The sequence below is a fragment of the Streptomyces cinnamoneus genome (assembly GCF_002939475.1).
Lineage (GTDB): Bacteria > Actinomycetota > Actinomycetes > Streptomycetales > Streptomycetaceae > Streptomyces > Streptomyces cinnamoneus_A.
Genome location: NZ_PKFQ01000001.1, coordinates 1,758,746 through 1,781,293 on the forward strand (window position 1 = coordinate 1,758,746; position 22,548 = coordinate 1,781,293).

The 22,548-nt window shown below is 71.0% G+C and carries 18 protein-coding genes; 9 read left to right on the forward strand and 9 right to left on the reverse strand.

Annotation, left to right across the window (positions count from 1 at the left end; all coding sequences use genetic code 11):
- Nucleotides 1-23: 23 nt before the first annotated feature.
- From CYQ11_RS07245 to rpsA, 4 genes are all read right to left on the reverse strand, one after another.
- Nucleotides 24-608, reverse strand: coding sequence for a hypothetical protein (locus tag CYQ11_RS07245; protein WP_099201899.1), 585 nt, complete (start codon nt 606-608; stop codon nt 24-26).
- 210 nt (nt 609-818) lie between these two features.
- Nucleotides 819-1,436 (reverse strand): dephospho-CoA kinase, encoded by a 618-nt coding sequence (gene coaE / locus CYQ11_RS07250; protein ID WP_099201898.1) that lies wholly within the window; start codon nt 1,434-1,436, stop codon nt 819-821.
- Between the two features lie 25 nt (nt 1,437-1,461).
- Nucleotides 1,462-2,406, reverse strand: coding sequence for a PAC2 family protein (locus CYQ11_RS07255; RefSeq protein ID WP_099201897.1), 945 nt, complete (start codon nt 2,404-2,406; stop codon nt 1,462-1,464).
- Nucleotides 2,407-2,554: 148 nt separating this feature from the next.
- A complete protein-coding gene (gene rpsA, locus CYQ11_RS07260; protein WP_099201896.1) occupies nt 2,555-4,054 on the reverse strand; it encodes a 30S ribosomal protein S1 in 1,500 nt (499 codons plus the stop codon).
- A gap of 597 nt (nt 4,055-4,651) precedes the next feature.
- Here rpsA and CYQ11_RS07270 point away from each other — a divergent pair.
- Nucleotides 4,652-5,455: a class I SAM-dependent methyltransferase gene (locus tag CYQ11_RS07270; RefSeq protein ID WP_099201895.1), complete on the forward strand. Its 804-nt coding sequence runs from the start codon at nt 4,652-4,654 to the stop codon at nt 5,453-5,455.
- 74 nt (nt 5,456-5,529) lie between these two features.
- Entirely contained in the window at nt 5,530-8,199 is a 2,670-nt protein-coding gene (locus CYQ11_RS07275) for an ATP-dependent RNA helicase (protein WP_099201894.1), read from the forward strand.
- Nucleotides 8,200-8,448: 249 nt separating this feature from the next.
- On the opposite strand, the gene CYQ11_RS07280 is transcribed toward CYQ11_RS07275, so the two are convergent.
- The 4 genes from CYQ11_RS07280 to polA form a co-directional block, all read right to left on the reverse strand.
- Nucleotides 8,449-8,640, reverse strand: a complete 192-nt coding sequence (locus tag CYQ11_RS07280) for a hypothetical protein (RefSeq protein ID WP_099201893.1) — start codon at nt 8,638-8,640, stop codon at nt 8,449-8,451.
- Nucleotides 8,637-9,659 carry a cell envelope lipid trafficking protein PgfA gene (gene pgfA / locus CYQ11_RS07285; protein WP_099201892.1) on the reverse strand — a complete coding sequence of 341 codons (1,023 nt, stop codon included), beginning with the start codon at nt 9,657-9,659 and terminating at the stop codon, nt 8,637-8,639. Before pgfA ends, CYQ11_RS07280 begins: the two co-directional genes overlap by 4 nt.
- A gap of 15 nt (nt 9,660-9,674) precedes the next feature.
- On the reverse strand, nt 9,675-9,809 hold the full coding sequence (locus tag CYQ11_RS07290; RefSeq protein WP_104650970.1) for an SPW_0924 family protein: 135 nt from the start codon (nt 9,807-9,809) through the stop codon (nt 9,675-9,677).
- 232 nt (nt 9,810-10,041) lie between these two features.
- Nucleotides 10,042-12,885, reverse strand: a complete 2,844-nt coding sequence (polA, locus tag CYQ11_RS07295) for a DNA polymerase I (RefSeq protein WP_104650971.1) — start codon at nt 12,883-12,885, stop codon at nt 10,042-10,044.
- A gap of 199 nt (nt 12,886-13,084) precedes the next feature.
- Between polA and CYQ11_RS07300 the strand changes: the two genes are divergently transcribed.
- From CYQ11_RS07300 to CYQ11_RS07330, 7 genes are all read left to right on the forward strand, one after another.
- Nucleotides 13,085-15,397, forward strand: a complete 2,313-nt coding sequence (locus CYQ11_RS07300) for an FdhF/YdeP family oxidoreductase (protein WP_099197805.1) — start codon at nt 13,085-13,087, stop codon at nt 15,395-15,397.
- Nucleotides 15,398-15,463: 66 nt separating this feature from the next.
- A complete protein-coding gene (locus CYQ11_RS07305) occupies nt 15,464-15,925 on the forward strand; it encodes a PaaI family thioesterase (protein WP_099197804.1) in 462 nt (153 codons plus the stop codon).
- Nucleotides 15,926-16,192: 267 nt separating this feature from the next.
- Complete coding sequence (locus CYQ11_RS07310; protein WP_099197803.1) at nt 16,193-17,434, forward strand: branched-chain amino acid ABC transporter substrate-binding protein; 1,242 nt, start codon at nt 16,193-16,195, stop codon at nt 17,432-17,434.
- 83 nt (nt 17,435-17,517) lie between these two features.
- Nucleotides 17,518-18,447 carry a branched-chain amino acid ABC transporter permease gene (locus CYQ11_RS07315; RefSeq protein WP_099197807.1) on the forward strand — a complete coding sequence of 310 codons (930 nt, stop codon included), beginning with the start codon at nt 17,518-17,520 and terminating at the stop codon, nt 18,445-18,447.
- A 5-nt stretch (nt 18,448-18,452) separates the two neighbouring features.
- Complete coding sequence (locus CYQ11_RS07320) at nt 18,453-20,234, forward strand: branched-chain amino acid ABC transporter permease (protein WP_240003175.1); 1,782 nt, start codon at nt 18,453-18,455, stop codon at nt 20,232-20,234.
- A 5-nt stretch (nt 20,235-20,239) separates the two neighbouring features.
- On the forward strand, nt 20,240-21,061 hold the full coding sequence (locus CYQ11_RS07325) for an ABC transporter ATP-binding protein (protein WP_099197806.1): 822 nt from the start codon (nt 20,240-20,242) through the stop codon (nt 21,059-21,061).
- Nucleotides 21,058-21,774, forward strand: a complete 717-nt coding sequence (locus CYQ11_RS07330) for an ABC transporter ATP-binding protein (RefSeq protein WP_099197801.1) — start codon at nt 21,058-21,060, stop codon at nt 21,772-21,774. The genes CYQ11_RS07325 and CYQ11_RS07330 overlap by 4 nt, the downstream gene beginning before the upstream one ends.
- A 73-nt stretch (nt 21,775-21,847) precedes the next feature.
- Here CYQ11_RS07330 and CYQ11_RS07335 read toward each other — a convergent pair whose 3' ends face one another.
- Nucleotides 21,848-22,498, reverse strand: coding sequence for an ANTAR domain-containing response regulator (locus CYQ11_RS07335; protein WP_099197800.1), 651 nt, complete (start codon nt 22,496-22,498; stop codon nt 21,848-21,850).
- Nucleotides 22,499-22,548: the final 50 nt, after the last annotated feature.

The window sequence follows — 22,548 nt, forward strand, 5'->3', positions numbered from 1 at the left end:
CTCCTTCAGAAAAGAAAACCGAGTCAATGCGACACCAGTGCAAACACGAAACACAGCAGCAAGCCCCCGGCCCCGGCCCAGCGCAGCGCCGCGACATAGGGCGCCCCGGGGTGTCGTTCCATCAAGGACCTGACAACGGTGAACTCGTCGACCGTCCTGGCGTGGACCCCCGACAGGGCGGTGGTCGCGCCCCTGCACACCGCCAGCACGCTCAGGAAGAAGAAAGCCAGCCAGCCCCAGAAGGACCGCCAGCTGATGAGGTGGTACTCGTAGTCCTCGCGGTACACGCGCACGTGCTCGCCGGGGATGTGGTCCCCCTCGAGTTCCGTCTCGTCCCGCACGGCGGGGCCTCTCCCCGGCCGGAAGGTCCCCACACACATCGTCTTGTCACCACCGTGCCGCCCGGACACGTGACGCACGGTGCAACTCTCCACGGTCAGGGTGCCTTTGTGGGCCACCTCGCCCGTCGCCTTCGTCGCCTGGGTCGCCGTCGCGCCCATGCACAGGAGACCGAGGAGGACGTAGCCCGCGCCGATGAGCCACGTCTTGTAGCGCGGCTCGGTCGGAGTCGCGAAAGGGCTTGAGGAAAGCATGTCCGGCATGGCCACGGGCGGTTCCCCAGGGAGCAGGTGACGGGAGAGCCCGATGAAACCACGTTGCGCACGCCGTCGACGGCACGGAGGGAGCAGGCCGGCGCACGGGCCGCAGGACTACGCGGAGGCCGTCCTTCCCGCCCTCACCGGCCCGCGACCACCCGGCGCGTCATGTCTGGACGCACCCGGCCCCTCACCCGATATGACGAACCGACCGGGCGGCGTTCACTCACCCTCGGTGGGGGATCCCGCGGCCCGTTCCCGCAGGTCCTCCCACACCGTCCTCACCCGCGGCTCCAGCTCCGCCAGGGGGACGTCGTTGTCGATGACGACGTCCGCGACGGCCAGGCGGGCCTCCCGGGTGGCCTGGGCGGCCATGCGGGCCCGGGCTTCGGAGGGGGTCATGCCGCGGAGGCGGACCAGGCGGTCCAGGCGGGTCTCCGGGGAGGCGTCGATCACGACGACGACGTCGTAGAGGGGGGCCAGGCCGTTCTCGGCGAGCAGGGGGACGTCGTGGACCACCACCGCGTCGGCCGGGGCCGCCGACTCCAGGGCCTCGGCGCGGGCGCGGACGAGGGGGTGGACGATGGCGTTGAGGGCGGCCAGGCGGGTCTCGTCGGCGAAGACGATCGCCCCCAGCTTGGGGCGGTCGAGGGTGCCGTCCGCGGTCAGCACGCCGGGGCCGAACTCCGCGACCACCGCCGCGAGTCCGGGCGTGCCCGGCTCGACCACTTCCCGCGCGATCCTGTCGGAGTCGACGATCACCGCTCCGTACGACGCGAGGAGCCGCGAGACCTCGCTCTTGCCCGCACCGATTCCGCCTGTGAGGCCCACCTTCAGCATGGGCCCCACGCTATAGCCCCCGCCGTCAGCGGCCGCCGTCGCCCTCCCTGTCGGCGAGGAAGCGCTCGAACTCCGCGCCCAGTTCGTCGGCGGACGGCAGGTCGACGGGCTCGGCGACGAGGCTGCCGCGGGTCTCGGCGCCGGCCACCGCGTCGTACTGGTGCTCAAGGCCCCGTACGAGCGCGACGAGCTCCTCGTCGCCCTCGGCCAGCTGACGCTCGATCTCCTCCTGGGTGCGCAACGCCTCGGAGCGCAGGGCGTGCGCGGCGTTCGGCAGGACGAGACCCGTGGCGGCGGTGACCGCCTCAAGGACCGTCAGCGCGGCGTCCGGGTAGGGGGAGCGGGCCACGTAGTGCGGGACGTGCGCGGCGACGCCCAGGACGTCGTGGCCGGCCTCGGCCAGGCGGAACTCGACAAGCGACTCCGCGCTGCCGGGGACCTGGGCCTCGTCGAAGTAGCTGCGGTGCCCCGGGGTGAGGTCCGTGCGGTTGCCGTGCGGGGTGAGGCCGACGGGGCGGGTGTGGGGCACACCCATGGGGATGCCGTGGAAGTTCACGGACAGGCGGACGCCCAGGCGCTCGACGAGCTGGCGGACGGCGACCGCGAAGCGCTCCCACTCCACGTCGGGCTCCGGCCCGGTGAGGAGGTAGAAGGGGGCGCCGGTGGCGTCCTGCACCAGATACAGCTCGATCTTCGGGACCTCGTACGCGCTCCACCGGTCCCGCTGGAAGGTCAGCAGGGGGCGGCGCGCCCGGTAGTCGATGAGCCTGTCGTGGTCGAAGCGGGCGACGACCTGGTGGGGCTGGCCGTCCAGCAGCCGCTTGACGATCTGCTCGCCCGCGTCACCCGCGTCGATGTAGCCGTCGAAGTGGTAGAGCATGACCAGACCAGCCGTGTCCTGGGCCAGGGCCAGGTCGGCCACGGCGAGCCCCTTGGGCTCCCATTCGTACAAACCCTGCGGATCCAACACAGTGACCGTTCCTCCTCATGTTCCGTACGGGGGAACGTCCTTGGGGCCACTGGTCATTCCCGACCCCGGAACATGAGTAAGGCCCGCTCTCCAAGGAAAGCGGGCCTTACATCAGTCAGCTGCGGTCAGCTGCGCGTCGGTTCGAGCCTCAGCTCTGGCCGCCGGCGAGCTTCTCGCGGAGGGCGGCGAGCGCCTCGTCCGACGCCAGGGCGCCGGAGGTGTCGGCCGACTCCGAGGAGTACGAGCCGCCGGAGACCTGGCCACCGGCCTGCGGGGCGGCCTGGGCGCCCTCGGCCGCAGCCTCGGCGTCCGCCTCGCGGGACTTGATGACCTGCGCCTGGTGCTGCTCGAAGCGCTGCTGCGCCTCGGCGTACTGGCGCTCCCACTCCTCGCGCTGCTTCTCGTAACCCGGCAGCCAGTCGTTGGCCTCGGGGTCGAAGCCCTCGGGGTAGATGTAGTTGCCCTGGTCGTCGTAGGACGCGGCCATGCCGTACAGGGTCGGGTCGAACTCGACCACGGACGGGTCGGCACCGAAGGACTCGTTGGCCTGCTTCAGCGAGAGGCTGATGCGACGACGCTCGAGGTCGATGTCGATGACCTTGACGAAGATCTCGTCGTTGACCTGGACGACCTGCTCCGGGATCTCCACGTGGCGCTCGGCCAGCTCGGAGATGTGGACCAGGCCCTCGATGCCCTCGTCGACGCGCACGAACGCACCGAAGGGAACGAGCTTGGTGACCTTACCCGGGACGACCTGACCGATCTGGTGGGTCCGGGCGAACTGCTGCCACGGGTCTTCCTGGGTCGCCTTGAGCGACAGGGAGACGCGCTCGCGGTCCATGTCGACGTCCAGGACCTCGACCGTGACCTCCTGGCCGACCTCGACGACCTCGGAGGGGTGGTCGATGTGCTTCCAGGACAGCTCGGAGACGTGAACGAGACCGTCGACGCCACCCAGGTCCACGAAGGCACCGAAGTTGACGATGGAGGAGACGACGCCGGAGCGCACCTGACCCTTCTGGAGGGTGGTGAGGAAGGTCTGGCGGACCTCGCTCTGGGTCTGCTCCAGCCAGGCGCGGCGGGACAGGACCACGTTGTTGCGGTTCTTGTCCAGCTCGATGATCTTGGCCTCGAGCTCCTTGCCCACGTAGGGCTGGAGGTCGCGGACGCGACGCATCTCGACCAGGGAGGCCGGCAGGAAGCCACGGAGGCCGATGTCGAGGATGAGACCACCCTTGACGACCTCGATGACGGTACCGGTGACGATGCCGTCCTCTTCCTTGATCTTCTCGATGGTGCCCCAGGCGCGCTCGTACTGGGCGCGCTTCTTCGAGAGGATCAGGCGGCCTTCCTTGTCCTCCTTCTGGAGGACCAGGGCCTCGATCTCGTCGCCGACCTTGACGACCTCGTTCGGGTCGACGTCGTGCTTGATCGAGAGCTCGCGCGAGGGGATGACACCCTCGGTCTTGTAACCGATGTCGAGCAGGACCTCGTCCCGGTCGACCTTCACGATGACGCCGTCGACGATGTCGCCGTCGTTGAAGTACTTGATCGTCTCGTCGATCGCGGCGAGGAAGGCTTCCTCGTTACCGATGTCGTTGACCGCAACCTGCGGGGTGGTGGCGGTGGTCTCGGTGCTGCTCGTCATGTGGGAAAGGGCTCCGGTACGGACATTGAAGTCGTAGGTACTGCTACGCCGAGAGCCCGTATCGCACCGCCGAAGCCGGACAGCCTTGGAGGCGCACTCTCCATTGGGGGTCCGAAGACCCGAAATATCGGGAGCACCTCGACAACCGAGGGGACATACAACAAGTGCGAGCGCGACCTGCTCCGTCTGAGGCGCGCAGGCCCGCAGCGCAACTTGTAGCATACGGGGGCAGCCGGGCACGGTCAATGCGCGAAGGCGAACACCCGGGACGAAACGCCGTAATTCCGGCGCAATTCGGGTTGTGCGAGGCCACGACGGCCCCCGAACGCCCCCGCCGAGCGCCCCGGAGCGGCGCCTGCAAAGATCGTTCCCCGTCGGCGTGCCGCGCGAGGCCCGCCCCCGGGCCGCTGACCGCGGGGGCACGACAGATTACCGCCGGGTAGGGCCGACGATCCAGCGCGCCGGGCGCGGCCGGCCCGCCAGCCGGCCGACGAGCCGGCAGGGCCGGCCCGGCGTCCGCGGGCCCGCCCCGGCCCCAGACCGCGCACCGCCACACCATCCATCCACCGCCGAGGCCGAGGGCGAGCGACCGCCGAGATGACCGAAGAACACGAGCCCGCAGCGACCCGCCGGGAGACCGGCGAGACCGAGAGCAGCCGCGCCAGCCGCGGCTGGTGGGACCGCAACGCCGACGAGTACCAGACCGAGCACGGCGGCTTCCTCGGCGACGACCGGTTCGTCTGGGGCCCCGAGGGCCTCGACGAGGCCGACGCGGCCCTGCTGGGCCCCGCGAGCGCCCTCAAGGGCCTCGACGTCCTGGAGATCGGGGCGGGCGCGGCGCAGTGCTCGCGCTGGCTGGCCGCCCGGGGCGCGCGGCCCGTAGCCCTCGACCTCTCCCACCGGCAGCTCCAGCACGCCCTGCGCATCGGCGCGGACTTCCCGCTGGTGGAGGCGGACGCCGGGGCCCTGCCCTTCGCGGACGGCTCCTTCGACCTCGCGTGCTCGGCCTACGGCGCCGTGCCGTTCGTCGCCGATCCCGTACGGGTGATGCGCGAGGTGCACCGGGTGCTGCGCCCCGGCGCACGCTGGGTCTTCAGCGTCACTCATCCCGTCCGCTGGGCCTTCCCCGACGAGCCGGGGCCCGAAGGGCTGTCCGTCGCGGCCTCCTACTTCGACCGCACGCCGTACGTGGAGCAGGACGAGACGGGCCGTGCCGTCTATGTGGAGCACCACCGGACGGTCGGCGACCGGGTGCGGGACATCGTGGCGGCCGGCTTCCGGCTGGTCGACCTGGTCGAGCCCGAGTGGCCGGCCTGGAACACCCAGGAGTGGGGCGGCTGGTCCCCGCTGCGCGGCCATCTGATCCCCGGCACGGCGATCTTCGTCTGCGAGCGCGGCTGACCCGCCGCGCCCCGTCCCCGGCCGGGCCACGGCCTGCGCGCCGGCCCGGCCGGGGCCTCGGAGAGACTTGACCCGTGATCCCTGCCGACGCCCTCGAACGACTGCCCGTACGGACCGCGCTGCCCGCCCTCACCCGCGCGTTGGACGAGCACGGCGCGGCGGTGCTGTGCGCGCCACCCGGTACGGGCAAGACGACGCTCGTCCCGCTGGTCCTGGCGGGACTGGCGGGGCCGCCGGGAGACGAGGCGCGCGACGCCGCCGAGCGGCCCGTGCGCCGGGTCGTGGTCGCCGAGCCGCGGCGCATCGCGGCGCGGGCCGCCGCGCGACGCATGGCCTGGCTGCTGGGCGAGGAGGTCGGCGGGAGGGTCGGTTTCACCGTCCGCGGCGAGCGGCGCGCCGGGCCCTCGACGGTGGTCGAGGTGGTCACGACCGGTGTGCTGCTGCAACGTCTCCAGCGCGACCCGGAGCTGGCCGGCGTGGACGCCGTGGTGCTCGACGAGTGCCACGAACGGCATCTGGACGCCGACACCGCCGCGGCCTTCCTCCTGGACGTACGGGCGGCCCTCCGGCCGGAGCTGCGGCTGGTCGCCGCCTCCGCCACGACGGACGCGGAGGGCTGGGCCCGGCTGCTGGGCGGGGCGCCCGTCGTCGAGGCGCAGGGCGTGTCGCATCCCGTCGACGTGGTGTGGGCGCCCCCGGAGCGTCCGGTGCGGCCGCCGCACGGCATGCGGGTGGATCCCGTACTGCTGGAGCACGTGGCCGCGGTGGTGCGGCGGGCGCTGCGCGAGCGGGAGGGGGACGTGCTGTGCTTCCTTCCCGGCGTCGGCGAGATCGGCCGGGTGGCGGGCCTGCTGGGCGGCGCACAGGGGCCGGGCGGCGCGGAGGTGCTCCAGGTGCACGGGCGGGCACCGGCCACCGTGCAGGACGCCGTGCTGGCGGGCGGCTCGGGCCGGCGCCGGGTGGTGCTGGCGACTTCCGTCGCGGAGTCGAGCCTGACCGTGCCGGGTGTGCGGATCGTGGTGGACGCGGGCCTGGCGCGCGAGCCGCGCACCGACCACGCCCGGGGGCTGAGCGCCCTCACGACCGTACGGGCGTCGCGGGCGGCCGCCCGGCAGCGCGCGGGCCGGGCGGGGCGTGAGGCGCCGGGGACGGTGTACCGCTGCTGGGCGGAGGCGGACGACGTGCGGCTGCCGGCGTTCCCGGCGGCCGAGATCACGGTGGCGGACCTGACCGCGTTCGCCCTCCAGGTGGCCTGCTGGGGTGATCCGGACGCGACGGGGCTGGCCCTCCTCGACGCGCCGCCGCCGGGTGCGCTGGCCGCGGCGCGCGGCGTCCTGACGGCCACGGGCGCGGTCGACGCGGTGGGGCGGCCCACGGACCGGGGCCGGCGCATGGCCCGCCTGGGCGTGCATCCCCGCCTGGCACGCGCCCTCCTGGACGGCGCTCGCGAGGTGGGCGCGCGCCGGGCGGCGGAGGTCGTGGCCCTGCTGAGCGAGGAGCCGCCGCGGGAGTACGGCGACGACCTGGCCGCCGCCTGGCGTTCCGCCCGCCGCGGGGGCGACGCCTACGGCGCCCGCTGGAAGGCCGAGGCCAAACGCCTGGAGAGCGCCGTGCGGAGCGCCTCCGGCGGGGCGGCGCCCGAGGCCCGCGGTCCGCAGCGGACGGAGGGGCCCGGGCAGCCGGCCGCTTCCGGCGCTGGAGGGGCGCGCGACGGCCTGTCCGCGCCGCAGGGCGGTTCGCGCTCCCCCGCCGGTTCCCCGCACGCCGACGACGCCGTCGCCGGGCTGATCGCCGCGCTCGCCTTCCCGGAGCGGGTGGCCCGGGCGCGGGGCGGAGAGTCCTACCTCATGGTGTCCGGCACCGGCGCCGGCCTGGGCGAGGGGTCACGGCTGCACAGCGCGCCCTGGCTCGCGATCGCGGTGGCGGACCGCCCGGTGACGGCGGCCTCCGCGCGGGTGCGGCTGGGTGCGGTGATCGACGAGGACACGGCGCGGGAGGCCGCCGGGGCGCTGTTCTCGGAGAGCGAGGAGGTGTGCTGGTCCGGGGAGCGGCGGGACGTCGTGGCGCGCCGGGTGGCGCGACTGGGCGCGGTGGAACTGACGGCCGGGACGCTCGCCTCGCCGGACCCGTCCCTGGTGCGGGCCGCCCTGGTCGAGGGCCTGCGCCGGGAGGGGCTCGGGCTGCTGCGGTGGAGCCCGGAGGCGGTGGGCCTGCGGCAGCGGCTGGCGTTCCTGCGCCGGGAGCTGGGCGATCCGTGGCCCGACGTCTCGGACGAGGCGCTGCTCGGCCGGGCGGACGACTGGCTGGGCTGGGAGCTGGACCGGGCCCGGCGGCGCGCCGATCTGGAGCGGCTGGACGCCGGCAAGGGTCTGGAGCGGCTGCTTCCGTGGGCGGGCGGTGAGGCCGCCCGGCTGGAGGAGCTGGCCCCGGAGCGCATCGAGGTGCCGAGCGGTTCGCGGATCCGCGTGGACTACGCGGGTGAGCAGCCCGTGCTGGCCGTCAAGCTGCAGGAGCTCTTCGGCATGCGGGAGACGCCGCGCTTGGCGGGCGGGCGCGTGCCCGTGCTCGTCCACCTGCTGTCGCCGGCGGGACGGCCGGCGGCGGTCACGGCGGACCTGGCGTCGTTCTGGCGGGACGGCTACCGGTCCGTACGGGCGGAGCTGCGCGGCCGGTACCCGCAGCACCCGTGGCCCGAGGACCCCTCCACGGCGACGGCGACGCGGCGCACCAACGCCAGGCGCTAGCCAGAAGGCGCTAGCCGGAAGGCGCCCTGCGGCCGGACCGGCCGTGGCACCCGGGCGGCGTCGGTGCCGGGGGGCGTGCGTGGGCGTGCGGCTACGGGCCGCGGCCTGAAGGGCAGCCGAGCCGGGCTGACGCACAGGACACCGCCTGCCGCGCGGCCGTCACCCGGACGGCACCCGGGGGCGGTGTCGTGCCGGCCGGGCAGAGGGCCTTGATGCGCCGGCCGGCACGGGGACGGGCGTGGGGGGAGGTCAGGGGAGGTAGCGCTCGACGGCCGCCGCCCCCTGTTCCTCGATCAGGCGCTTGGCCCGTTCGATCCGCTCGGGCGTCACGTCGTGACCGGAGGCCATGACCAGGTCCTCGGGGTCGAAGGGCCGCTCGCCGCCGGTGTAGAGCCGGCTCGGCCTGGACGTTTTCGATGTGTCCTCGGGACTCTCCTTCACGGCGAGCCTCCTCTGCTCAGCGCCCCCTCACCGGGGGCCGCCCGTTCGGGTTTCCCTCCATCGTGTGACAGTTCGGCGGCGCGTGCACGACGATCTCGGGCCTCCAGGACCAGGGAGAGGACGAGCAGGGCGCCGCCGAGGGCCAGGAAGCCCCAGGGCAGGTAGCTGGTGAGCAGGAGGACGAGCTGTCGCTGGGACTTCACGAGGGCGACGGTGGAGTCGACGTAGTCCGGGCGCATCTTCACATGGCCGGCGAAGGCGGTGATCGGCTTCTTCTCGGGGTGGCCGGTCCAGCGCATCTCCTCCTGGTGGACCTCTTCGCCGTTGACGGGGGCGCCGGTGGTGGGGTCCACCCAGAACATGCGTCTGGTGCTGTACCAGCGCTCCAGGCCGAGCGCCCGGACGGTGTCGGGGGTGATGCCGAGCGGGAGCCGCCGGGGCAGGGGCACCTCGGTCCAGGGGATCGTCTGCTCGAAGTAGTAGACACGCAGTCCGTGGAAGTCGCGGGTGCCGCGGTAGTGAATGGGCGCGGACGTGCGGGTCATCAGGTCGAAGTAGCGGTAGTCGCGCTTCTCGACGAGGAACGGCCATTTGAACTCGATGCCGTCGCGCCGCACCGGGGTGCCGTCGACGTGCTCGCCGCCCGCGTGCACGGGCTGCTGGCTGTGGGCGTCGAAGACGTAGCGCTCGGGGATCTGCGAGACCATCGCGCCGTCGGGTCCGGCGGCGTGGGAGAGGGTGTCCCAGACGACGACGTCCCTGCCCGTCTCCTTCTTGACCTTGTTGGCCTCCTCCACGTTGCCCTTGAGGGTCTGGATCATGGTGAGGCGGGGGACCGTGCGGGGTTCGAGGGTGCCGTAGTCGATGAGGGTGGCGTCCTTGGCCTCCAGGACGACCGTCTGGTAGCGGCCCGCCGGGACCTTGGCCAGCCGGGGGAAGGCGTACCAGCGCAGCAGGGGCGACAGGGCGGCGAAGAAGACGGCGAGGGCCAGCAGCACCAGGCTCGCTCTGCGGCGCATGGCGGGTCCCTCCCGCTAGGGGTGTGCGGGGGCGGAGGTCAGCAGGGGCCTGGGGGAGGTCTCGCCCCGGGGCGGGCCGACGGCCGTGAGGGTCAGGACCAGGGCGAGGGCGGCGGCCAGTCCGACGGCCGCGGCGGCCAGTGCGCGCATGCGGAGCCTCCCGGCGGGATCCCGACACCTGACGATGCGTCAGGATCAGGGAACGGTAGCAACGCCGGACGGAGATGAGAACAACGCGTCACGGCTCTTCTCCCCCCGTGCGGGGGAGAAGAGCCGTGACGCGTACCGGTGTCCCGGACCAGGGCCTCCGCGGTGACCCCGGCCGCCGGGGCGCGCCGCGCCGGGCGCTCGCCCGGACCGGCGGTGCCGCTGGTGCGGTCCGTCAGTGCGCGGCGGACTCCCAGTCCCCGCCGACGCCCACCGACACGTCCAGCGGGGCGCGCAGCTCGACCGCGCCGGCCATCTCGCGCCGGACCAGCGTCTCGACCTTCTCGCGCTCGCCGGGAGCGATCTCCAGCACGATTTCGTCGTGCACCTGGAGGATCATCCGGGAGGTGAGCCCCTCGGCGGTCAGCGCCTCGGCCACCCGCAGCATCGCGACCTTGACGATGTCGGCGGCCGTGCCCTGGATCGGGGCGTTGAGGGCCATGCGCTCGGCCATCTCACGGCGCTGGCGGTTGTCGCTGTTGAGATCCGGGAGGTAACGGCGACGACCCATGATCGTCTCGGTGTAGCCCGTGGCGCGGGCCTCCTCGACGACGCGCTGGAGGTAGTCGCGCACCCCGCCGAACCGCTCGAAGAACGTGTCCATCAAACGGCGCGCCTCATCGGGCGCGATGTTCAGCTGCTGGGAGAGGCCGAAGGCGGACAGGCCGTAGGCCAGTCCGTACGACATCGCCTTGATCTTGCGGCGCATCTCGGGGTCGACCTCGCTCTTGGCGACGCCGAACACCTGGGAGGCGACGGTGGTGTGCAGGTCCTCGCCGGAGGTGAAGGCCTCGATCAGGCCCTCGTCCTCGGAGAGGTGGGCCATCACGCGCAGTTCGATCTGGCTGTAGTCGGCCGTCATCAGGGACTCATGGCCCTCACCGACGACGAAACACCTGCGGATGCGGCTGCCGTCGGCGGTGCGCACCGGGATGTTCTGCAGGTTCGGGTCGGTGGACGAGAGCCGGCCGGTGGCCGCCACCATCTGGTTGAAGGTGGTGTGGATGCGGCCGTCCGCGGCGACGTTGTTGATCAGACCGTCGACGGTGGTGCGCAGCTTGGCGCGGTCACGGTGGCGCAGCAGGACGACCGGGAGCTCGTTCTCCGTCTGGGCGGCGAGCCAGGCCAGCGCGTCGGCGTCGGTGGTGTAACCCGTCTTGATCTTCTTGGTCTTCGGCAGCCCGAGCTCGTCGAAGAGGACTTCCTGGAGCTGCTTGGGCGAGGAGAGGTTGAACTCCCGCCCGGCGGCGGCGTGCGCCTCCTTGACGGCCTGCTCCATCTCGCCCTGGTACTCCTCGGACAGCCGCTGCAGGCGCTCACGGTCGACCGCGATGCCTTCGCGCTCCATGGCGACCAGCAGGTCGCCGACCGGGAACTCCAGCTCGCGCATGAGCTTCAGCGCACCGGTGCCGGCCAGCTTCCGCTCGTAGAACTGACCGAGGTCGAGCACGGCGCGGCCTTCGAGCATGAGCTTCTCGGCGGCGTCCTTGTCGCCTTCGCCGTCGAAGTCGAACGCCTGCTGCCCGGCGTCGGCCTTCTCGGGGTCGACGCGCGGCAGGACGCGGCCCAGCTTGTCCTCGACGAGGACCTCCAGCTCGGTGAGCTGGCGCTTGCCCTTGTTGAACCGCACCTTGCCGGCCCGCTTCTGCCGGTGGCGGTTGAGCGGGTCCGTCTCGAACAGCCGCGCCCCGGGCTCGTCCACATAGGCGGCGACCGCGGTGTCCATCGTGACGCCCGCCACGTTCCAGCCGCGCTCGGCGAAGACGCGCACGACCCGCTTGGCCATGTGGAGGACCTTGGGGCGGCCGGCGTCCGCCAGCCAGCCGGCGAAGGCCCGGTCGTCGCCCTCCGTCAGGTCCTGCGGCACGAACCAGCAGGCACGGCCGTCGGGCAGCGCGAGGGCCACCTCGTGGACGTCACCGCTGCCCAGCTTCCAGTCGTAGCCCGCGACGACCGCGGCCGGCACGTCCGCCGGGATGGCCGCCAGCCACGGGGCCAGCTCGTCGGCGCCCAGCATGCGGCCGTCGAGCTCGATCTCGATCTCCTCCGCGGCCTCCTGCACGGCCGCCGCCGGGTCGGTGCCGTTCAGCCGGTCCCGCAGGCTCTTGTTGCGGATCTCCAGCTCGTCCAGCAGCTCGGTCAGGGCCGGCAGGTCGTAGGCCTCGCGGATCAGGCCCTCGGGGCCCGTGGACAGCTCGACGTCACGCACCATCTCCGTCAGACGGCGGTTGAGCTTGACCGCCTCCAGGTGATCGCGGAGGTTCTGCCCGGCCTTGCCCTTGACCTCCTCGACGCGCTCGACCAGCTCGGCGAACGAACCGAACTGGTTGATCCACTTCGCGGCCGTCTTCTCGCCCACGCCCGGGATGCCCGGGAGGTTGTCCGACGGGTCACCGCGCAGCGCCGCGAAGTCGGGGTACTGCGCCGGGGTCAGCCCGTACTTCTCCACGACCTTCTCGGGGGTGAATCGCGTGAGCTCCGAGACCCCCTTGGTCGGATACAGCACCGTGACGCTGTCGCTGACCAGCTGGAAGGAGTCCCGGTCGCCGGTGACGATCGCGACCTCGAAGCCCTTGGCCTCGGCCTGGGTGGCGAGCGTGGCGATCACGTCGTCGGCCTCGAAGCCGTCCACGGCGAAGCGCGGCACCTGCATGTGGTCCAGCAGCCGGCCGATCAGCTCCACCTGGCTCTTGAACTCGTCCGGCGTCTTCGACCGGGTCGCCTTGTACTCGGGGAACTCCTCCGAGCGCCAGGTCTTGCGCGAGACGTCGAACGCCACCGCGAAGTGCGTGGGCTGCTCGTCACGCAGCGTGTTGGCCAGCATCGACGCGAAGCCGTACACCGCGTTCGTGTGCTGCCCGGCGGACGTCGTGAAGTTCTCCACGGGCAGGGCGAAGAACGCCCGGTACGCCATGGAGTGCCCGTCCATCAGGAGCAGGCGGGGACGACCCCCCTCCGCCGCCTCGGCGCCGGTCGGGTCTTTCACTTCGGACGGTGTTTTCGATGCCTTTGCTGCCACGCCCCCGATCCTGCCACGGCCCACTGACAATCCCGACCGCCCCGAGCCACGGATCACCCTCCGCCATCCCCACCGTCCGACCCCCGTGACAGGATCGGCACCGCACGCACGACCGCGACGCGCCCACCGGCCGCGCCGCGCGGCCCGCGCACCACCGAGGCCACCCCGAGCACCACCGATCCGCTCAAGGGAGAGCGACATGGCAGGCAAGCCGCCCACCGGCGACCCCGTACAGGACGCACCCGACGTCACCGCCCCGCAGCACGCCGCCGCCGGCCTGCCCGCCATCGCCCACACCCTGCGCATCGCCCAGCAGCAGATGGGCGTGCGCCGCACCGCCCTGACCCTCCTCAAGGTCAACCAGAAGGACGGCTTCGACTGCCCCGGCTGTGCCTGGCCCGAACCCGACAAGCGCCACGCCGCCGAGTTCTGCGAGAACGGCGCCAAGGCCGTCGCCGAGGAAGCCACGCTGCGCCGCGTCACCCCCGCCTTCTTCGCCGCCCACCCCGTCGCCCAGCTCGCCGACCGCAGCGGCTACTGGCTCGGCCAGCAGGGCCGGCTCACCGAACCCATGTACCTGGCCGAGGGCGCCGAGCACTACGAGCCCGTCTCCTGGGAACGGGCCTTCGACATCGTCGCCGAGGAACTCACCGCCCTCACCTCCCCCGACGAAGCCGTCTTCTACACCTCCGGGCGCACCAGCAACGAAGCCGCCTTCCTCTACCAGCTCTTCGCCCGCGAGTACGGCACCAACAACCTGCCCGACTGCTCCAACATGTGCCACGAGTCCTCGGGCTCCGCACTCACCGAGACCATCGGCATCGGCAAGGGCAGCGTCCTCCTGGAGGACCTCCACAAGGCCGACCTGATCATCGTCGCCGGCCAGAACCCCGGCACCAACCACCCCCGCATGCTCAGCGCCCTGGAGAAGGCCAAGACCGGCGGCGCACGGATCATCACGGTCAACCCCCTGCCCGAGGCCGGCCTGGAGCGGTTCAAGAACCCCCAGAACGCCCGCGGCCTCGCCGGCGGCGGCACCGCCCTGACCGACCTCTTCCTCCAGATCCGCCTCGGCGGCGACCAGGCCCTCTTCCGCCTCCTCAACAAGCTGGTCCTCGACACCGACGGCGCCGTCGACACCGACTTCGTCCGCGAGCACACCCACGGCTTCGAGGAGTTCGCCCGCGCGGCCCGCGCCGCCGACTGGGACGAGACCCTGCGCGCCACCGGCCTGCCCCGCGAGGACATCGAGGCCGCCCTGCGCATGGTCCTCGCCTCCCGCCGCACCGTCGTGTGCTGGGCCATGGGCCTCACCCAGCACAAGCACGCCGTGCCCACCATCAAGGAAGTCGTCAACTTCCTGCTGCTGCGCGGCAACATCGGCCGGCCCGGCGCCGGCGTCTGCCCCGTCCGCGGACACAGCAACGTCCAGGGCGACCGCACCATGGGCATCTTCGAACGCCCCGCCCCCGCGTTCCTCGACGCCCTGGAGAAGGAGTTCGGCTTCGCCCCGCCCCGAGAGCACGGCCTCGACGTCGTCCGGGCCATCCGAGCCCTCCGCGACGGAGCCGCCAAGGTCTTCTTCGCCATGGGCGGCAACTTCGTCGCCGCCACCCCCGACACCGACGTCACCGAGGCCGCCATCCGCCGCGCCCGCCTCACCGTCCACGTCTCCACCAAACTCAACCGCTCACACGTGATCACCGGCGCACGGGCCCTGATCCTGCCCACCCTCGGCCGCACCGAACGCGACCGCCAGGCCTCGGGCGACCAGTTCGTCACCGTCGAGGACTCCATGGGCATGGTCCACGCCTCCCGCGGACGCCTGGAACCCGCCGGCCCGCGACTGCTGTCCGAGCCGGCCATCGTGTGCCGCCTCGCCCGCCGCGTCCTCGGCGACGGCAGCAAGACACCGTGGGAGGCCTTCGAGCGCGACTACGCCGCCATCCGCGACCGCATCGCCCGCGTCATCCCCGGCTTCGAGGACTTCAACACCCGCGTCGCCGAGCCCGGAGGCTTCACCCTCCCCCACGCCCCCCGCGACAGCCGCCGCTTCCCCACCACCACCGGCAAGGCCAACTTCACCGCCGCCGCCGTCGAGTACCCGCGCGTGCCCGAGGGACGCCTCCTCCTCCAGACCCTCCGCTCGCACGACCAGTACAACACCACCATCTACGGCCTGGACGACCGCTACCGCGGCATCAAGAACGGCCGCCGCGTCGTCCTCCTCCACCCCGACGACGCCCGCGACCTCGACCTCGCCGACGGCGCCTACGCCGACCTCGTCAGCGAATGGACCGACGGCAGCGAACGCCGCGCACCCGGCTTCCGCGTCGTCCACTACCCCACGGCCCGCGGCTGCGCCGCCGCCTACTACCCCGAGACCAACGTCCTCGTCCCCCTGGACCACACCGCCGACACCAGCAACACCCCGGCCAGCAAGTCCGTCGTCATCAGGATCGAACGCCCCCACGACGCCCCGGCCCAGGACCCGTCCCCCGGCAACCGTTGACGCCGGGCCGTCCGGCCGAAAACAATTTCACACCACAACGACCACGGGTGATCGGAGCCACGACGCATGGGCGAGCGCAGCAAGACCACGTTCCCGCAGGAGATCCTCGACCAGTGGGCCGGCAGCGGGCTCGACCTCAACGCCCTCTTCTCCGCCGGACACCTCGGCGAACGCATGAGCGTGGACGTGTCCGAGGCATCCCCCGAGCGCGTCGTGGGCACCATGCCCGTCGAGGGCAACACCCAGCCGTACGGACTCCTGCACGGCGGCGCCTCCGCCGTGCTCGCCGAAACCCTCGGCTCCGTCGGCGCCATGCTCCACGGCGGCCCCGCCCGCATCGCGGTCGGCGTGGACCTCAACTGCACCCACCACCGCGGAGTGCGCTCCGGCCTGGTCACCGGCGTCGCCACCCCCGTCCACCGCGGACGCACCACCGCCACCTACGAGATCGTCATCACCGACGAACACGACAAGCGCGTGTGCACCGCCCGCCTCACCTGCATCCTGCGCGACAACGAAACGATCTGAACCACGGTCTGCACCGGGAACGACCGCACGCGCACACCACACGGACAGGCCGGGGCGAAGGCACGACAAGCGGCATAACAAGACAGTCACATCGTGTCCCCCACCTCTGCCCCACCGAGCCGACCACCCCCTAAAGTCACGGCCCATCACGACCCCGCCGGGCGGTACACCCACCACCCCCGCACTCGGATCCCCCCGCCCTCGCCCGGCGAGCGCCACGGCACCTCAACAGCCGCGCCAGGGAAAGGATTCACCGTGCCACACCGCGTGCGCCACCGCCCCTTTCTCCTCCTCACCACCACCCTCACCACCTGCGCCCTGGCCCTCTCCGCCTGCGGATCACGCGACCCTCAGAAGGCCGGCGACGCCGCCGGCGACGCCGCCGGCAAAACCGTCGTCGCCATCGGCGTCGACGCCCCCCTCACCGGATCCGTCTCCGCCATCGGCCAGGGCATCAAGAACTCCGTCGACCTCGCCGTCCGCACCGCCAACAAATACGGCGAAGTCAAAGGCATCACCTTCAAGACCGTCGCCCTCGACGACCAGGCCGTACCCGGCACCGGCCAGCAGAACGCCGCCAAACTCGCCGCCGACAAAACCGTCCTCGGCGTCGTCGGCCCCTACAACTCCGGCGTCGCCCAGTCCATGCAGGGCATCTTCGCCAAATCCCACCTCACCCAGGTCTCCCCCGCCAACACCAACCCGGCACTCAGCCTCGGCGACGCCTGGGCCAAAGGCGACAAGAAACGCCCCTTCCCCACCTACTTCCGCACCGCCACCACCGACCTCGTCCAAGGACGCTTCGCCGCCCAGTACTACTACAACGAATCCAAGAAACGACGCGTCTTCGTCGTCGACGACAAACAGACCTACGGCATGGGCCTCGCAGCCATCTTCGCCCAGGAATTCAAACACCTCGGCGGCCAGGTCGTCGGCACCGACCACCTCACCGTCAAAGAAACCGATTTCTCCGGCATCGCCAACAAAGTCAAATCCTCCGGCGCCGACTCCGTCTACTTCGGCGGCCAGTACCCCGAAGGCGGCCTCCTGTCCGACCAGGTCAAAAAAACCGGCGCCCACATCCCCCTCATGGGGGGCGACGGCATGTACGACCCTGCCTTCATCACCGCGTCCGGCGAAAGCAACGACGGCGACCTCGTCACCTCCGTCGGCTACCCCGTCGAAGAACTGCACTCCGCCAGGACATTCATCAAGAACTACAAAAAAACCGGCTACAAGGACCCCTACGCCTCACACGGCGGCTACTCCTACGACGCCGCCTGGGCCATCATCCAAGCCATCAAGAAAACCGTTCAGGACAACGACGGAAAACTCCCCGAAAACCCCCGCCCCAAAATCGTCGAAGCCATGAGCGACGTCTACTTCGGCGGGGTCACCGGCAAAGTTTCCTTCGACGAATACGGCGACACCACCAACAAACAGATGACCGTCTACCAAGTCGCCGGGAAAATCTGGAAACCCATCAAGAGCACCACCTTCGAAGGCTGACACCCCGCACACACGCACACCGCACGCGCGCCCGGCCCCACGCCGCGCCGCAACCCATCACACCCTCAACGGGGAGGCCCGTGGTGCACGAACTGCCCCAAGTGCTGGTCAGCGGAATAGCCCTCGGTGCCCTCTACGGCCTCATCGCCATCGGGTACACCATGGTGTACGGCATCGTCCAACTCATCAACTTCGCCCACGGCGAGATCGTCATGATCGGCGCCTTCGGCGCCCTCACCATCCACCTCTGGCTGCCCGACACCATCCCCCTCGCCGCCACCCTCCCCCTCATGCTCCTCGGCGGAGTCATAGCCTCCGTCACCGTCGCCGGCGCCGCCGAACGCTTCGCCTACCGCCCCCTGCGCAACGCCCCCCGCCTCGCCCCCCTCATCACCACCATCGGCCTGTCCATCGCACTCCAGCAAATCGTCTGGGCCTTCTACCCCGACGCCAAGAAGTCCCGCAGCTTCCCCCAGTTCGGCGACGCCTTCCAGCTCGCCGGCAACCTCCGCCTCCAACGCGACGACCTCTTCGTCCTCATCGCCGCCCCCCTGTGCATGCTCGCCCTCGGCATCTTCGTCGCCAAGAGCCGCACCGGCCGCGCCATGCAGGCCACCGCACAGGACCCCGACACCGCCCGCCTCATGGGCATCAACACCGACCGCATCATCGTCCTGGCCTTCGCCATCGGCGGCGCCTTCGCCGCCGTCGCCGCCGTGGCCCAGGGACTGCGCGCCGGTCAGATCAACTTCGAAATGGGCTTCGTCCTCGGCCTCAAGGCCTTCACCGCCGCCGTCCTCGGCGGCATCGGCAACATCTACGGCGCCATGCTCGGCGGAGTCCTCCTCGGCATCGGCGAAATCGCCTCCGTCACCTACATCCAGCACATCCCCGGCATGCACCAACTCGGCGGCGGAGGCTGGAAGGACGTATGGGCCTTCGCCATGCTCATCGCCGTCCTCCTCGTCCGCCCCCAGGGACTGCTCGGCGAACGCGTCGCGGATCGGGCGTGAGAGACATGACCACACACCCCGCCACCCTCTCCCCCACCACCGCCACCGCCCTCACCACCTGCGGCGCCGCCCTCACCGCCTTCTCCACCTACCTCCCCTGGACCTGGACCACCGCCTTCCCCGGCAACCTCACCATCACCGGCTACCCCGGCGGCCTCCAACTCTTCACCCTCATCGGCGCCGCCCTCACCCTCATCCAACTCCTCGCCGGACACGGCATCCCCGGCCTCCGCTGGCTCAACCCCGCCCGCACCCACACCCCCGCCCTCCTCCTCGCCACCGGCACCCTCGCCACCACCTGGTACACCCTCATCGCCATCGCCGTACAACTCGGCGGACTCGTCAACCTCGAACCCGGCGGCGCCGTAGCCGCCATCGCCCCCCTCATCACCCTCACCGGCACCCTCGCCCTCGCCCACCACCACGCCACCGAGGACCACACCCACCAGGACCGGACCACCACCGCCACCGCCGCCCTGCTCCGCACCGCACGCACCCTGCTCAACGGACCCGGCAGCCACACACCGCCCCCACCCCGGCCGCTGCCCGCCCCCGCCGGCATCGCCATCATCGCGGCGGTCTTCGCACTCGCCCTCTACGTCCTCACCTACGGCATCGGCACCGCATACGGCGAACTCTTCACCGGCTTCCTCCTCCTCGCCGCCTTCACCACGGCGGCACTCTTCAAAGCCGGACTCATCACACGCCTACGACACCTCACCCACCAGCACCGCCACGTCACCATCACCGCGGCCTTCCTCACCGCCGCCCTCTTCCCCCTCACCCAGGACACCGACGAATACACCCTCATCATCGTCAACATCCTGATCTTCGCCACGGTCGCCCTCGGCCTCAACGTCGTCGTCGGCCTCGCCGGCCTCCTCGACCTCGGCTACGTCGCCTTCCTCGGCGTCGGCGCCTACACCGCAGCCCTCGTCTCCGGCTCCACCGCCTCCACCCTCCACGTCCACTTCCCCTTCTGGGCCGCCGCCCTCACCGGCGCCGCCGCCTCCCTCATCTTCGGCATCGTCATCGGCGCACCCACCCTCCGCCTGCGCGGCGACTACCTCGCCATCGTCACCCTCGGCTTCGGAGAGATCTTCCGCATCGCCGTCGGCAACCTCAACGGCGAATCAGGCCCCTCACTCACCAACGGCCCCAACGGGATCCCCAACATCCCCGACCTCGCCCTCGGCAGCTACCACTTCGGCGACACCCACTCCCTCGCCGGCATCACCCTCACCCCCTTCGCCAACTACTACTTCCTGATGCTCCTCATCACCGTCATCGTCGTCCTCGTCTTCAGCCGCGCCGGAAACTCCCGCATCGGCCGCGCCTGGATCGCCATCCGCGAGGACGAGACCGCCGCGACCGCCATGGGCATCAACAGCTTCCGCCTCAAACTCCTCGCCTTCGCGCTCGGCGCCACCCTCGCCGGCCTCGCCGGCACCGTCCAAGCCCACGTCGCCCAAACCGTCGTCCCCGAGCAGTACGTCTTCGCCGGCCCCGTACCACCCAACTCCGCATTCCTCCTCGCCGCCGTCATCCTCGGCGGCATGGGCACCATCAGCGGCCCCCTTCTCGGCGCCGCCCTGCTCTACCTCATCCCCGCCAAACTCCAATTCCTCCAGGACTACCAACTCCTCGCCTTCGGCATCGCCCTCATCCTCCTCATGCGCTTCCGCCCCGAAGGCCTCATCCCCAGCCGCCGACAACAGCTCGAATTCCACGACACCACCGACAACCGCCCCGACGACGGCGTCCAGCTCACCAAGGCGGAGGCATGAACACCATGACGACCACCGACGCCGCCGACACCCCCCGGCCCCAGCCCCTCCTCACCGCCACCGGCGTCACCATGCGCTTCGGCGGACTCACCGCCGTACGATCCGTCGACCTCACCGTCCACACCGGTCAGATCGTCGGACTCATCGGCCCCAACGGCGCCGGCAAAACCACCTTCTTCAACTGCCTCACCGGCCTCTACACCCCCGCCGAAGGCACCGTCACCTACCGCGACACCGCCCTCCCCGCCAAACCCCACCTCGTCACCCGGGCAGGCATCGCCCGCACCTTCCAAAACATCCGCCTCTTCGCCAGCATGACCGTCCTCGAAAACGTCCTCGTCGGCCGCCACACCCGCACCAAAGAAGGCCTCCTCGCCGCCCTCCTCCGCGGACCCACCTACCACCGCGCCGAGAAAGCCTCAAAACAACGCGCCCTCGAACTCCTCGACTTCACCGGCCTCACCCCCCAACGCGACCAGCTCGCCCGCAACCTCCCCTACGGCGAACAGCGCCGCCTCGAAATCGCCCGCGCCCTCGCCAGCGACCCCGGACTCCTCCTCCTCGACGAACCCACCGCCGGAATGAACCCCCACGAGACCCGCACCACCGAACGACTCGTCCGCGCCATCCGCGACCAAGGCACCGCCGTCCTCGTCATCGAGCACGACATGCGCTTCATCTTCAACCTCTGCGACCACGTCGCCGTACTCGTCCAAGGACAAAAACTCACCGAAGGCACCCCCCGAACCGTCCAGAACGACGAACGCGTCATCGCCGCCTACCTCGGCACACCCCACAGCACCACCACGGAGGACGACCACCGATGACCGCCCTCCTCGAAATCGACAACCTCCACGTCGCCTACGGAAAAATCAAAGCCGTCAAAGGCATCTCCCTCACCGTCCACACCGGCCAAATCGTCACCCTCGTCGGCACCAACGGCGCCGGAAAAACCACTACCCTCCGCACCATCTCCGGTCTCCTCACCCCTCACTCCGGCACCATCCACTTCGACGGCCAACCCCTCACCCACACCCCCGCCCACCGCATCGTCGCCCGCGGCCTCGCCCACTCCCCCGAAGGCCGCCACATCTTCCCCCGCCTCACCATCGCCGAAAACCTCCACCTCGGAGCGTTCCTCAGAAAAGACACCGACGGCATCACCCACGACATCCACCGCGTCTACGAACTCTTCCCCGTCCTCGGCGAACGCTCCACCCAAAAAGCCGGCACCCTCTCCGGCGGGGAGCAACAAATGCTCGCCATGGGCCGCGCCCTCATGTCCCGGCCCAAACTCCTCATGCTCGACGAACCCTCCATGGGCCTCTCACCGATCATGATGCAGAAAATCACAGCCACCATCACCGAACTCAAAGCCACCGGCACCACCATCCTGCTCGTCGAACAGAACGCCCGAGCCGCACTCGCCCTCGCCGACCACGGCCACGTCATGGAAACCGGCCGCATCGTCCTCTCCGGAACAGGCACAGACCTCCTCCACGACGAATCCGTACGCAAGGCCTACCTCGGCGAAGACTGACACCCGACAACCCCCGGCAACGCAAAAGGCCCGAGTCCCCACGGACCCGGGCCCCACCACAACGACGAGCGGACTACTGCCCCTTCGCCTGCTTCTTCTCCTGCGCGTCCTCGATGACCGCCTCCGCCACCTGCTGCATCGACATCCGCCGGTCCATCGACGTCTTCTGAATCCACCGGAACGCCGCCGGCTCCGTCAGCCCGTACTGCGTCTGCAGCACGCTCTTCGCCCGGTCCACCAGCTTCCGCGTCTCCAGCCGCTGCGAGAGGTCCGCGACCTCCTGCTCCAGTGCCCTCAGCTCCGTGAACCGCGACACCGCCATCTCGATCGCCGGCACGACGTCGCTCTTGCTGAACGGCTTCACCAGATACGCCATGGCCCCGGCGTCCCGGGCCCGCTCCACAAGATCACGCTGCGAGAACGCGGTCAGCATCAAAACCGGGGCGATCGACTCCCCCGCGATCCGCTCGGCCGCGGAGATCCCGTCGAGCACCGGCATCTTCACATCGAGGATCACCAGATCCGGCCGGTGCTCGCGCGCGAGCGCGACGGCCGTCTCGCCGTCGCCCGCCTCGCCCACGACGGAGTAGCCCTCTTCTTCGAGCATCTCTTTGAGGTCGAGGCGGATGAGGGCCTCGTCCTCGGCGATCACGACGCGGGTGATGTGCGGAGGGGTGTGCTGCGGCTCGTCGTCGACGGGCGGCTGGGGCTCGGCGGCGGTCACGGGTCTCCTTGGTAGGGCAGGGGTACTGCCCCACGAGCCTACCTAGGTCC